This window comes from Pseudoclavibacter sp. 13-3, assembly GCF_021168475.1.
In the GTDB taxonomy this organism is placed as follows: Bacteria; Actinomycetota; Actinomycetes; order Actinomycetales; family Microbacteriaceae; genus Pseudoclavibacter_A.
Genome location: NZ_JAJOZT010000002.1, coordinates 447,251 through 459,985, shown reverse-complemented (window position 1 = coordinate 459,985; position 12,735 = coordinate 447,251). Strand labels below are relative to the sequence as shown.

The window sequence follows — 12,735 nt, the reverse complement described above, 5'->3', positions numbered from 1 at the left end:
CAACCAACGTGCGACTACAGTCTAGATGCTGGCCGGGTGTGGGGCCTCGCTGCTCTGCGCTCAGCGCCTCGGCAGCACGAGCCACGCCGCCGAAGCCGCCACCACCATCAGAATCGCACCGATGACCGACGTCATGGTGACCCCGCCTTCGAACGCGGCATTGGCCGCGCGCATCAGCTCCGCTCCGAGATCGCCCGGCAGTGAAGCGGCCACCTGCTCGGCGCCCGCGAGGGTCTCTCGAGCGCGCGCGCCGGCATCCGCATCGACGCCGTCAGGCACGACCAGCGCGCCGCGATAGTGAGCCGTCAGCAGGCCGCCGAGCAGCGCCGTTCCGAGCACGGCCCCGATCTCGTAGGCCGTCTCTGACAGCGCGGACGCAGCACCGGCTCGGTCTTTGGGCGCAGCCGAGAGAATGAGATCGTTCGAGAGCGTTTCTGCCATGCCCACGCCGACGCCGAGAATCACGAAGGCGATGAGCACGACCTGCCAGGCCGATCCGGCTCCGAGCACCGCCATCAGCACGTAGGCCGTCGCAGAGAGCAGCACCGATCCGGTGATGATGATGCGTGCGGAGACGCGCTTCGACAGCGACACGACGGCGAATCCCGCGATGATCATCAGCACGATGCCCGGCAGAAGCACGACACCTGCCGCCAGCGGAGTGAGGCCGACGACGATCTGCAGGTGCTGGCTGATGAAGAAGAGAAAGCCGACCAGCGAGACCACGCTGAGCAGGTTGACGGCGATGCTGCCGCTGAAGAGGGGGTTGCGGAAGAGGGCGAGGTCGAGCAGCGGCACGGGACGGCGAAGCTGGCGGCGCACGAACCAGACGCCGACGACGAGGCCGGCCACGATCGAGACGATCGGCAGCAGGCCGAAGCCCTGAGCGGCGAACTCCTTGATGCCCAGCACGATGGTGACCAGCGCGACGATCGAGGCGAGCATTCCGGGCACGTCGATGGGGCCCGGTTGCGGGTCGCGCGATTCTTTGACGAGCAGCGGCGTCAGGATGAAGAGCGGCAGCAGCACGGGCAGTGCGATGAGGAAGATCGCGTTCCAGTGAAAGTGCTCCAGCACGACGCCGCCGACCAGCGGGCCTGCGGCAGAGCCCGCCGAGAAGCATCCGGCCCACACGGCGATCGCGACTCGGCGCTGGTCGCGGTCGCGGAAGATGCCTCGGATCAGCGCAAGGGTCGACGGCATCAGCATCGCGCCGAAGACGCCGGTAAGCGCGCGCAGCAGGATGAGTTCGAGTGCGGTCGTCGCGAATGCGCTGACGACCGAGAAGACGGCGAAGCCGGCGGCCCCGACGAGCAGCAGGCGGCGTCGGCCGATGCGGTCGCCCAGGCTGCCCATGGTGACGAGCAGGCCGGCGAGCACGATCGAGTAGGCGTCGATGATCCACAGCTGCTGGGCAGCGTCAGGCTCGAGTGCCTCGGCGATGTGCGGCAGCGCGAGACTGAGCACGGTGTTGTCGATCGAGATGAGGAGCACGGGGAGCATCAGCACCGCGAGCGCAATCCAGTCTCGTGCCGTCGCACGCGGGGGTGTCTCGACCGATTCGGCGCGCAGACTGCCTGCAGCGCGGTGGTCGGACTCTGCGGTCGGCTGCACGGCGACTGTTGCGTGCGCTGACGAATGGTCTGCGGATGCGCCTGCCGCGGGCTTCGCTGACCGGTTCACGGGTTCACCGGCTTTGTTGACTGGTTCAGAAGATTCGTACTGCCTCACAGGAGTTACTGTACCGTACGGACGGTATAGTTGTCACGGGAGCACAATAGAGTGAACCGACCCGACGACGACGCTGCTGGCGAAACGGCAGCTGACCAAAGGACTGGTCGGCGACGCGCCGGGTGCCGAGCACGGCACCCGCCAGACAGACCACAGGAGCCAAGATCAACGTGAGTGACAGACCAGCCCGTGAGCGGGTGCTCGACGCATACATCGACCTGCTGCTCGACTCCGGCGAGCGCGCTGCGACGCTTGAGGCCGTCGCCGAGCGCGCCGGGGTCTCGAAGGGCGGGCTGCTGTACCACTTCGCCTCGAAGAGCGACCTCGAGGGTGGGCTGCTCGAGCGTCTCGACACGCTGATGGACGAAGACGTGCACAGCTTGGAGGGGGCCGCGGTGGAGACCGTCGAGAGTTTTCTGCGCACGTCGAACAATGCCGGCACGCCGCTCGATCGCGCGCTGCTCGCGACCGTTCGTCTGGCGCAGGGCAGTGAGGCGGCGCAGCAGGCCCTTCGCGACGTGAACCAGCGGTGGCTGACGCTGCTGCGCGACACCGTGCACGACGAGGATCTGGCCCGGACGATTCTGCTGATCAGCGACGGCATCTACTACGGCTCGGCGCTCTCGCAGGTGCCGGCCGTGCAGCAGCTCGCGCCGACGCAGCACGACATCGAGTCGGCGATCGTCGTGGTGCGCAAGCTGATGCTGCAGGCTGCTGAGACACGCGACTGATGCGGCGCGGCGCTCAGAACGGCGCAGGCTCGTCGCTCTGATCGATGAAGGCAGGCCGCTGTGCGATGGCCTCGACCGACTGGGGCGTCAGACTCCGGTCGGCCGACTGCGGCGCGGTGACATAGGCCTGTCCCGTCGGTGACGTCCAGCGCAGCGTACCGTGCTCATCGATGTGCACCGCCTTCCACGACGTATGGTGTTTCACCACATGATGGCGCCTGCAGAGGCACGCCAGGTTTGTCGCGTCGGTCGGCCCGTCAAACTGCCAGTCGAGCGTGTGATCGATCTCGCAGACGGATGCCGCGGTCGCGCACCCGGGAAAACGGCAGGTCTGGTCGCGATCCCGCACATACGCTGCGAGGGCTGCCGGTGGCCGGTAGGTCTTGCGCCCATAGGCCAGCGCGACGCCTGAGACGGGATCAGTCAGCATCCTGCGAAGATCATCACACCCGGCGACGAGCTCACGCGCCGTTTCATCGTCGATCGGGCCGTATCCGTCGAGCCAGGCGAAGCCCGCTGCGCCCGCTGCAGCGGATGCACCAAATGCAGACGCACTTGTCCTGTCAGCAGACGAAAAGCCGATTCTGCCGACCCCTGGCGCGACTGCAGACTCTGCCGCAGTCGGCCTGTTCTGGCTCTGAGCCCCGTGGACGAGCACCATCATCGGCACAGTGACCGTGACCTTTGCGGTGATCCCTGCCCCCAAGCCTGGTCTCGACGTCTGATGCCGTGCCGCCTCATGGGGAGGGCTCGCTTCTGTGGTCTGACGCTCGTTGCTGCCCAGGCCCTTCTCATCAGAGTGGCCTTCGCCGAAGTGCTGGCCTCTGGTACTGGGTGGGTCTGCGCCGCTGTCAGGGTCGATGTTGCTGTCCGGGGCGGAGCCGTTGCGCACGCTCGATGAGGCGCGCCTGGTGATTCTGCCTGCATGGTCGGTGGCGTCAGGTCCAGCCGTTCCGGCGCGCGACGCAGCTTCTTGAGCTGGCTGCGCTGGCAGGCGCTGCCCATGGAACTCTGCGGCGTCGGGCTTCTGCGCACCGACGACGGTGCCGTGAATGAGCAGGTCTCGAAGCACATCGACCTGCAGCTGACCGAAGGTTCGGTTGTCGCTGCGAGCGCCAGCGCCCTGTTCGCAACCGTGTTCGCAGCCTCGTTCGCAATCTCGTTCGCAGCCTCGTTCAGGGGTCTGCCTGCAGCCCCGTGCGGAGGCCCGTTGACGACCCTGCCGACTGTTCTCTGCACGGTGCGGTTCATCACTCACCGTTTGGGCGTGCTTCGCAATCGACCGGATGCGCTGATAGATGCCCACTGCCTCGACCGCGGGCAGCAGCGCCGACAGCCAGGCCATGCCGTCGTCAGCAGGTTCGATGACGAGATGCCGTTCGGAACGTGCCTGCCGATGCCGATCGACCAACGTCTGTGGCTCGGCGACCTCGCGCAGGCTGCGTGCATAGGCGCGCAGCTGCGCTGGAGTCAGCCCTGCTCGCTGCTGCTCGGCGAGCACCTGTGATTCCCATGTCGGCAGCGCCTCTGGCGGGACCCCGACCGACTCGTCGACCACCATCTCGACGTGCCGCTGCGTGAGCATCCCGTCTGCCCACGACGCGAGCGTCTCGGGGAGCATGCGCACCAGCCGCTCGGCGGTATTCATGCGGTGAGCGACCGTGCGCTCCGAGATCTGCAGCGCACGCCCGAGATCGGCGTGCACGCCGCGCAGCAGCACACCGGGGTCAAGGCCTCGACGCCGAGCGTCGGCGACCGTCAGCGCGTAGATGTCGGCCAACCAGCGCGCCTGACGCGCAAGTGCGCGGTCTGCCTCGATCTGCGCGGAGACGACCGAATCAGACATGAGCCTGTCGACCGAGAGCTTGTCTTCGTCTGCACGTGTTCCAGCCGGGTCTGCGTCGACGAAGCATTCGTCGATGAAGCGCTCGTCACTGTACGACTCGTCAATGAAGCGTTCGTCACCGTGCCCTTCGTCGCCGTGCCGGTCGTCGATGAGACCTTCATCGTCATGAACAGTGTCGCCGAGATGTGGCGAGAAGAGGTCTTGGCCACCGAGACTTTGGGAGTCAAGAACCTCCGTAGTCTCGCGCACGTGTGAGAGAGCCCAGTCGTCTGTGACTTGGCTCTCTCTGCGGGCGCCGGTGCGGTTGTTCATGTTCTCACTCTGCCAGCACCCACTGACATTGAGGCGGCGTCTGCTTCGGATGCGGCTCGCCCGCCCGCAGAATCTCCGGCATCAGCGCCGGCCGCATCGAGCAGGGGTCGACAAGATCTGACAGCCGGATGCTGCGACCCCAGCCTGTCTGCCACACCCAGACAACTGCAGCCTGAGACGCGGCCTCACACCGCAGGCACACTCAGCGTGATCGGCTCCGCCGGCGCAGCATCCACACGGGCCTGCAGGCCTGCACGCACCCGCGGCCAGTCGTCGGCGACGATCGAGAAAATCGCCGCATCCCGCCAGCTGCCGTCAGCGCGCGGCTGATCTCGACGCGAGATGCCCTCGAAGGTGGCGCCCAGCTTGAGAATCGCCCGCCGCGAATGCTCGTTTCGCGCGTCGGCCTGGATGCGCACTCGGCCGAAGCCGTGATCGAACGCCAAGCTGAGCAGCAGCAGCTTCGTCTCGGCATTGACCGAGGTGCCCCAGACGCACGGGTGGTAGGCCGTCCAGCCGAGGTGCAGACGCTCTTTGCGCAGCTCGAAGTCGGTCAGCGAGCTGGTGCCGATGACGTGCCCGTCGTCTGGGCCGCCCTGAAGACGCACGACGAACGGCAGTCCCGCCTGCCACGGGTAGTAGCCCCGCGCCCACTCGGTGAAGCCCGGCAGGTCGGCGTGATAGTTGCCCGCTCCCCCGCCATAGCCGTCGGCGAAGATCTCGGGTCGGCCGATCGCCGCGTGCAGTGCCGGCAGATCCTGTTCGGTGAGCGGGTCGAGGCGGATGCGGTGGCCGACGAGATGCTGCGGCAGTGGTGAGATGGCGGTCATATGAGCACTGTACCCGCCGAAGTGTGCAGACGACGAAGACCCCGCACCCAGTTAACACACTGGATACAGGGCCTTCGACCTGTGGCGGTGACGGCGGGATTTGAACCCGCGGTAGGTTGCCCTACACATCATTTCGAGTGATGCACTTTCGGCCGCTCAGACACGTCACCGCAAGCAAATATAGCGGAGTCCGACCGACTCGCCAAATCCGCCTCGTGAGCGCGCGCGAGCGGGCCGACTTCAGAACCCGAGCAGCAGCCTCAGCCCCAGCACGAACATGATGACGGCGATGCAGACATCGAGGATCTGCCAGGCACGCGGCTTCTCGAAAAGCGGCCGCAGCATCCGCGCGCCGAAGCCGAGCGCGTAGAACCAGATGAAGCTCGACAGAATCGCCCCGGCGGCCCACCACCACGGGTGCGTCTGGTGCTGCGCCAGTGACCCGAGCAGCACCACAGTGTCGATATAGACGTGCGGATTCAGCCAGGTGAAGGCGAGCACGGTCAGCAGCACCGAGACCAGCGAACGGCGGGCCTGGCCGGCATCCCCGCCGGCATCTGCACCCCTGCCCGTCCCGGCACCGACGACCATCGCCGTCGGCTTCAGCGCGCGCTTCGCCGCGAGCACGCCATACCCGATCAGGAATGCCGCACCCAGCGCACGAATCACCGTCATCACCACGGGCAGCGACTGCACCAGCGCACCGACTCCCGCAACGCCCGCGATGATCAGCACCGCATCCGACAGCGCGCACACCGTGACCACCGGCAGCATCACCGACCGACTCGCCGTGACCCCCAGCCGCAGCAGGTAGGCGTTCTGACTGCCTATCGCGACGATCAGCGAGAGACCGGTCATCAAGCCGAGCGCCGACGAGAGCAGAAGTGAGTTTTGCATGCTTCGATCGTCACCCGCGGCGTCGATCAAGTCCAGCTCATCTATCTGAACCTGCATTAGCTATGCTTCATACGTGATGTCCTTTCAGCTCGACCACGCCGCCACCCTCGTCGCCCTTGTCGACGAAGGCAGCTTCGAGCGCACGGCCCGTTCGCTGCACGTGACGCCCTCGGCGGTCTCGCAGCGCATCCATGCGATGGAAGAGGCGATCGGCAGTGTGCTCGTCCAGCGCACCACCCCGGTCGTGCCCACGCAGGCGGGTCGCGTGGCACTGCGATATGCCCGACAGCTGCTGCTGGTGAGTGCGGATGCGACGCGTGCGCTCCGTCTCGACGGCGGGCGCCCGGCTGTGGAGCACGGCGGCGGGGAGGACGGCGAGGCGGCATCGAGCGCGCCGCTCACCATTCCGATCGCGGTCAACGGCGACAGCCTCGCGACCTGGTTTCTGGGCGCACTGGCAGGGGCCCGCGATCGAATCGACGCGGTCTATGACATCCGTCGCGAAGACGAAGAGCTCGCCACCCGGCTGCTGCGTCGAGGCGAGGTGATGGCGGCGATCACGACGACCGCGAAGCCCGTGCAGGGTTGCACCAGCACGGCTCTCGGCATGATGCGCTACCGCGCGGTGTCGTCTCCCGACTTCTGCGAGCGCTGGCGGCGCGACCCCGGCGACGAGCCGGCCGGCGCAGCATCAGACACGGCATCTGGCTGGCCGCTGCGACTGCCCTCGCCGATGGTCAATTTCGACCGCTCCGACACGCTGCAGCAGCGCTACCTCGACTCTGTGCTGCACAGGCGCGCCCATCCCCCGAGCCACTATGTTCCGGCTGCCCAGGATTTCGGCGACGCCATCGTGCTCGGCCTCGGCTGGGGTCTGCTGCCCGATCAGCAGGCCGATGCCTGGCTGCGAACCGGCCGGCTCGTCGAGCTCATGCCCGGATCGTCGGTGCGGGTGCCGCTGTACTGGCAGCGCTGGAAGCTGCCCTCTGATGCGCTGGAGATGCTGAGCGAGACCGTGGTGGCGCACGCCGCGAAGAGCCTGCTGCAGAGCGAATAGCCGGCCCAGCACGACCGACACCGTGTCTCGTGTCAGTGGGGTCGCCTACTGTGGACGCATGGCGAAGAACACATTTGCTCCGTATCACTGCACCGAGTGCGGCTTCAAGGCGTCAAAGTGGGTCGGACGCTGCCCCGAGTGCCAGGCGTGGGGCACCGTCGTCGAGGTCGGCACGCAGACGGGCATCAGCAGTGGTCGGCGCGGGTCGGTGCAGATGGTCGATGCGCTGGGCGCGCTGCCGACGCTCGACGCTGACCGTCTGGCCAAGCCGATCACCGAGCTGTCTTCGCACGACGCCACACATGTGCCGACCGGCATCGGCGAGCTCGACCGCGTGCTCGGCGGCGGCATCGTCCCGGGTGCGGCCATTCTGCTCAGCGGCGAGCCCGGCGTCGGCAAATCGACGCTGCTGCTCGAAGTCGCCGCGCGCTGGGCTTCTGAAGGTCGCACCGTGCTCTACCTGACCGCTGAGGAGTCAGCCGGCCAGGTGCGCCTGCGCGCCGAGCGCACCGGAGCCGTACACGAGCGCCTGCTGCTCGCGGCTGAGACCGACCTCACCGCGGCATTGGCACAGGTCGAGGCCGCACAGCCGTCTCTGGTCATCGTCGACTCTGTGCAGACGATCACCGATGCGAACATCGAGGGCATCCCCGGCGGCACGGCCCAGGTGCGAGCCGTCGCGCACACCCTGACCCGCGCGGCGAAGCAGTGGGGCATCCCCCTGCTGCTCGTCGGCCATGTGACCAAAGACGGGTCGATCGCCGGCCCACGACTGCTGGAGCACCTCGTCGACGTCGTCTGCCAGTTCGAGGGCGACCCCCAGACCTCGCTGCGCTTTCTGCGCGCGCACAAGAACCGCTTCGGGTCGATCGACGAGGTGGGCTGCTTCGAGATGGGCAGCGAGGGCATCCGCGAGGTGCCCGATCCCTCGGGCCTCTTCCTCACGCGTGGCGGCAGCGTGCCGGGCACGATCGTCACCATCGCGATGGAGGGCCGCCGTGCGCTGCCGGTCGAGATCCAGGCGCTCGTCGTGGCGTCGACCGCACCGCAGCCGCGTCGAGTCACCAATGGTCTCGACTCGTCGCGCGTCTCGATGCTGATCGCCGTTCTGGAACGGCGGGCAGGCATCACCGTGAGCAATATGGAGGTCTACGTCTCAACCGTGGGTGGGGTGAAGGTGACCGACCCGGCAGCCGACCTGCCCATCGCGCTGGCCATCGCATCCGCCGCCACCGGGCGCCCGATCGACGAGCACACCGTGGCCTACGGCGAGATCAGCCTCGCCGGCCAGGTGCGCCGAACGGCACAGTCGGCCCAGCGGGCTGACGAAGCCGTACGCCTCGGCTATACCACCCATCTCGACGATCGCAGCGTCTCGAGCCTGCACGAGGCGCTGGCGAGGGCGCTGCAGCACCGCAGAATCTGATGCTGCCCTACTGCATGACGAACGAGTACTGCTCAGACGACCGACCGACGATGGTGGCCTGCACCCAGTAGGTGCCGGCGACCGACGCGTGTCGATCTTTCGAGCAGCTCGAGCCGTCGTTCATCGAGACGTCCCACGAAACCGTTCCGGTGAGCGGCTTGCCGGGCTCCAGTATGTTCATGGCGTCAGAGGGGTTCGCGATGCACGGAGTCGACTTCCAGATCTCGGCCGGGCCCGATCCCACGACCAGCTCTTGCTGTGACGTGCCGACGTTGGCCGAGCACGGAGCCGAGGTGATGTTCGAGACCTCATAGACGAAGACCGGCAGCTGCGCGAAGGAGTACTGGCCCTTCTCGGTCTTCACGCTCACCGAGAGCTCCCCCGGATCACAGGTCGGCACCGAGCTGGGATCCGTCGACGGCGCGGCCGAGGCCTCGGTGTCGGCGCTCGTGTCGGAGTCCTGTGCCGCAGCGCTCTTCTCAGCATCGTCACCCGCCGAGCCAGACTGCTCGTCGCTCGTCTGCGACGTCTGCGCCGCCGAGTCGGCCGCGCTGCTGCTGTTCCTGCCGCTGCTCTTCGCGCAGCTCACCGCCCAGACGACGAGGAGCACGATGACGACCAGCAGAATGAGCGCTGCGAGACGCCTGCGGCGATAGACCGCGGGCGAAGGACGTTTCGTCGTGGCATGCATGATTCCAGACTACCGATCGGCCGACTCGTCGAATCGTTCCACGTGGTCGCCCGACGAGTCATCGCTCGACGAATCATGCTCGAGATGCAGAATCATGCGGGTGTTGCCCAAGGTGTTCTGCTTCACACGCTGCAACTCGAGGAACTCCGCCACGCCTTCGTCGGGTGACCGCACGAGCTCGACGTAGGTGTCGGGGTCGACTCCGGGATCGAGCATGCGTGCGAAGCCGCTGCGCGTGAAGAAGTCGACTTCGAAGGTCAGGCAGAAGATGCGCCACACGCCGATCGTGCGACCCCTCTCGATGAGGGCTGAGACCAGTCTGTGACCGATGCCGTGCCCCTGCACGGTGCGGTCGACGACGAGGGTGCGCACCTCGGCGAGGTCTTCCCAGAAGATGTGCAGCGCACCTGCGCCGACGACGCGGCCGTCGAGCTCGGCGACCAGGAACTCCTGCGTCGCCTCATAGAGCACCACCAGTTCTTTGCCGAGCAGCACGCGCTCTTCGACATAGGGGGTGATCAGGTCGCGAATGGCCTGAATGTCACTGGTGCGGGCGGGGCGAATCAAAAGAGCCATGCCCACCAGAATAACCCCTGGCGGGCATGGCTCCTCTGCTCTTCAGAGCTCCTCAGCGTTCTTCAGCGTCGCATCCCGACGACGAGACGCAGCGCCATGGGCCTAGAGCACCTGAGTCGCGGCGATCTTGCCCTGCTCGGGCTCGGGCCCTTCGCCGTCGACGACCGTGAACGTGAAGTCGTTCTTGTCGTCGACGTCGACGTCGATCTTCTGACCGGCTGAGATCTCGCCGCGCAGGATGCGCTCAGAGAGCTGGTCTTCGATCTGCACCGAGATGGCGCGGCGCAGCGGGCGGGCGCCGAGGGTGGGATCGTAGCCGATCTCGATGAGCTTCTCTTTGGCCGGAACGCTGAGCTCGAGGCGCAGATCCCGATCGTAGAGCCGGTCGTTGAGACGCTTGACGAACAGGTCGACGATCTGCAGCAGCTCTTCTTTGTCGAGAGCCGGGAAGACGATGATGTCATCGACGCGGTTCAGGAACTCAGGCTTGAAGTGCTTCTTCAGCTCGTCGTTGACCTTGCCTTTCATCATCTCGTAGCTGACGGTCTGGTCGTTCTCGACCTGGAAGCCGACCGGGCCGCCCGAAATCTCTTTCGACCCCAGGTTGGTCGTCATGATGATGACGGTGTTCTTGAAGTCGACGATGCGCCCCTGACCGTCGGTCAGGCGCCCTTCTTCGAGAATCTGCAGCAGCGAATTGAAGATATCGGGGTGCGCCTTCTCGATCTCGTCGAAGAGCACGACGCTGAACGGGTTGCGCCGCACCTTCTCGGTCAGCTGCCCGCCCTCTTCGAACCCGACGAAGCCCGGAGGGGCGCCGAACAGACGCGAGACCGTGTGCTTCTCGCCGAACTCCGACATGTCGAGCGAGATGAGTGCATCTTCGTCGTCGAACAGGAACTTCGCGAGCGCCTTGGCCAGCTCGGTCTTGCCGACGCCGGTCGGGCCGGCGAAGATGAACGAGCCACTGGGGCGCTTGGGGTCTTTCAGACCGGCGCGCGTGCGGCGGATGCTGCGCGAGAGCGCCTTGATGGCCTCTTTCTGCCCGATGACTCGCTGGCCGAGCTCCTCTTCCATGAAGAGCAGTCGCGATGACTCCTCTTCAGTGAGCTTGAAGACGGGAATGCCGGTGGCCTGTGCCAGCACCTCGGCGATGAGCCCCTCGTCGACCTCGGCATGCACCTCTTTGTCGCCCTTGCGCCACTCCTTCTCGGATTTCAGCCGCTCGCCGAGCAGCTTCTTCTCCTGGTCGCGCAGGCTGGCGGCCTTCTCGAAGTCTTGGTCTTCGATGGCCTGCTCTTTGGCAGCACGCACATGAGTGATCTTCTCGTCGAACTCGCGCAGCTGCGGCGGGGCTGAGAGCACGCTCAGCCGCAGACGCGCACCGGCCTCGTCGATCAGGTCGATCGCCTTGTCTGGCAGATGGCGGTCTTGGATGTAGCGGGCCGAGAGATTGACTGCGGCGACGATCGCGCCATCGGTGATCTTCACCTTGTGGTGCTTCTCGTAGCGCTCGCGCAGTCCCTTCAGAATCTGGATCGAGTGCTGCAGGCTCGGTTCGCGCACCTGGACCGACTGGAATCGACGCTCGAGAGCCGCGTCTTTCTCGAAGTACTTGCGGTACTCGTCAGTGGTGGTGGCCCCGATGGTCTGCAGCTCGCCGCGGGCGAGCATCGGCTTGAGGATGCTGGCCGCGTCGATCGCGCCCTCTGCGGCGCCAGCGCCGACGAGGGTGTGGATCTCATCGATGAAGATGATGATGTCACCACGGTTCTTGATCTCTTTGAGCACCTTGCGCAGACGCTCTTCGAAATCGCCGCGATAGCGCGACCCGGCGATCAGCGCCGACAGGTCGAGGGTGTAGAGCTGCTTGTCTTTCAGCGTCTCTGGCACCTCGCCCGCGACGATGGCCTGGGCGAGGCCCTCGACGACCGAGGTCTTGCCGACGCCGGGCTCGCCGATCAGCACCGGGTTGTTCTTGGTGCGGCGGCTGAGCACCTGCATCACGCGCTCGATCTCGCGCTCGCGCCCGATGACCGGGTCGAGCTTGCCGTCGCGGGCCTTCTGCGTGAGGTTCTCGCCGAACTGGTCGAGCACCTGCGAGCCCTTGGCCTGCGTGCCGCCCTCTGCGCCCACACCGGCGAGCTGTGCATCTTTGCCGTTCTGGTAGCCGGCAAGCTGCTGCACGACGATCTGACGCAGCTGCGTCAGGTCGACGCCGAGCTTGACGAGCACCTGCACGGCGACGCCTTCGCCCTCGCGGATCAGCCCGAGCAGGATGTGCTCGGTGCCCACGTAGTTGTGGCCGAGCTGCAGAGCCTCGCGAAACGAGAGCTCGAGCACCTTCTTGCCCCGCGGCGTGAATGGGATGTGACCCGTCGGCGGCTGCTGGCCGACGCCGATGATGTCTTCGACCTGCTCACGGGCCTCGTCGAGCGTGACGCCGACCTGCTCCAGCGACTTGGCTGCGACGCCCTCACCCTCGTGCAGCAGCCCGAGCAGCAGGTGCTCCGAGCCGATGTAATTGTGGTTGAGCATCTTGGCCTCTTCCTGGGCCAAGACCACCACGCGGCGGGCGCGGTCGGTGAAACGTTCGAACATGGCATCTCCTTCGCGGTTTGCCGGTTATGAACATCAA

At 66.3% G+C, this 12,735-nt stretch carries 10 protein-coding genes and 1 tRNA gene; 3 read left to right on the top strand and 8 right to left on the bottom strand.

The features are described 5' to 3' along the window. Positions 1-60 precede the first annotated feature (60 nt). A complete protein-coding gene (locus tag LRX77_RS05550) occupies positions 61-1,572 on the bottom strand; it encodes an MFS transporter (protein WP_231832021.1) in 1,512 nt (503 codons plus the stop codon). Positions 1,573-1,901: 329 nt separating this feature from the next. Between LRX77_RS05550 and LRX77_RS05540 the strand changes: the two genes are divergently transcribed. Next, positions 1,902-2,462 carry a TetR/AcrR family transcriptional regulator gene (locus LRX77_RS05540; RefSeq protein ID WP_331716141.1) on the top strand — a complete coding sequence of 187 codons (561 nt, stop codon included), beginning with the start codon at positions 1,902-1,904 and terminating at the stop codon, positions 2,460-2,462. Between the two features lie 13 nt (positions 2,463-2,475). Here LRX77_RS05540 and LRX77_RS05535 read toward each other — a convergent pair whose 3' ends face one another. The 4 genes from LRX77_RS05535 to LRX77_RS05520 form a co-directional block, all read right to left on the bottom strand. After that, on the bottom strand, positions 2,476-4,620 hold the full coding sequence (locus tag LRX77_RS05535) for an HNH endonuclease signature motif containing protein (protein ID WP_231831909.1): 2,145 nt from the start codon (positions 4,618-4,620) through the stop codon (positions 2,476-2,478). A gap of 185 nt (positions 4,621-4,805) precedes the next feature. Further along, positions 4,806-5,450 carry a GNAT family N-acetyltransferase gene (locus LRX77_RS05530; protein ID WP_231831908.1) on the bottom strand — a complete coding sequence of 215 codons (645 nt, stop codon included), beginning with the start codon at positions 5,448-5,450 and terminating at the stop codon, positions 4,806-4,808. Between the two features lie 82 nt (positions 5,451-5,532). Then, positions 5,533-5,620, bottom strand: a tRNA-Ser gene (locus LRX77_RS05525). Between the two features lie 70 nt (positions 5,621-5,690). Then, the gene (locus LRX77_RS05520) at positions 5,691-6,347 is read right to left on the bottom strand and encodes a LysE/ArgO family amino acid transporter (RefSeq protein WP_231831907.1); all 657 of its coding nucleotides are present in this window, start codon (positions 6,345-6,347) and stop codon (positions 5,691-5,693) included. A 76-nt stretch (positions 6,348-6,423) separates the two neighbouring features. On the opposite strand from LRX77_RS05520, the gene LRX77_RS05515 reads away from it, so the two are divergent. Both LRX77_RS05515 and radA read left to right on the top strand, forming a co-directional pair. Beyond that, entirely contained in the window at positions 6,424-7,404 is a 981-nt protein-coding gene (locus LRX77_RS05515) for a LysR family transcriptional regulator ArgP (protein WP_231832019.1), read from the top strand. Between the two features lie 58 nt (positions 7,405-7,462). After that, positions 7,463-8,830: a DNA repair protein RadA gene (gene radA, locus LRX77_RS05510; RefSeq protein WP_231831906.1), complete on the top strand. Its 1,368-nt coding sequence runs from the start codon at positions 7,463-7,465 to the stop codon at positions 8,828-8,830. 7 nt (positions 8,831-8,837) lie between these two features. Here radA and LRX77_RS05505 read toward each other — a convergent pair whose 3' ends face one another. From LRX77_RS05505 to LRX77_RS05495, 3 genes are all read right to left on the bottom strand, one after another. Next, complete coding sequence (locus LRX77_RS05505; protein WP_231831905.1) at positions 8,838-9,521, bottom strand: hypothetical protein; 684 nt, start codon at positions 9,519-9,521, stop codon at positions 8,838-8,840. 9 nt (positions 9,522-9,530) lie between these two features. Next, complete coding sequence (locus LRX77_RS05500) at positions 9,531-10,097, bottom strand: amino-acid N-acetyltransferase (RefSeq protein WP_231831904.1); 567 nt, start codon at positions 10,095-10,097, stop codon at positions 9,531-9,533. A 102-nt stretch (positions 10,098-10,199) separates the two neighbouring features. Beyond that, complete coding sequence (locus LRX77_RS05495; RefSeq protein ID WP_231831903.1) at positions 10,200-12,698, bottom strand: ATP-dependent Clp protease ATP-binding subunit; 2,499 nt, start codon at positions 12,696-12,698, stop codon at positions 10,200-10,202. Positions 12,699-12,735 lie beyond the last annotated feature (37 nt).

Bases quoted from the DNA above. Each gene is read 5' to 3' on its own strand.
- LRX77_RS05535 (WP_231831909.1), bottom strand. From the start codon at position 4,620: ATGAACAACCGCACCGGCGCCCGCAGAGAGAGCCAAGTCACAGACGAC.
- LRX77_RS05505 (WP_231831905.1), bottom strand. From the start codon at position 9,521: ATGCATGCCACGACGAAACGTCCTTCGCCCGCGGTCTATCGCCGCAGG.
- LRX77_RS05530 (WP_231831908.1), bottom strand. From the start codon at position 5,450: ATGACCGCCATCTCACCACTGCCGCAGCATCTCGTCGGCCACCGCATC.
- LRX77_RS05520 (WP_231831907.1), bottom strand. From the start codon at position 6,347: ATGCAAAACTCACTTCTGCTCTCGTCGGCGCTCGGCTTGATGACCGGT.
- LRX77_RS05500 (WP_231831904.1), bottom strand. From the start codon at position 10,097: ATGGCTCTTTTGATTCGCCCCGCCCGCACCAGTGACATTCAGGCCATT.
- LRX77_RS05515 (WP_231832019.1), top strand. From the start codon at position 6,424: ATGTCCTTTCAGCTCGACCACGCCGCCACCCTCGTCGCCCTTGTCGAC.
- radA (WP_231831906.1), top strand. From the start codon at position 7,463: ATGGCGAAGAACACATTTGCTCCGTATCACTGCACCGAGTGCGGCTTC.
- LRX77_RS05495 (WP_231831903.1), bottom strand. From the start codon at position 12,698: ATGTTCGAACGTTTCACCGACCGCGCCCGCCGCGTGGTGGTCTTGGCC.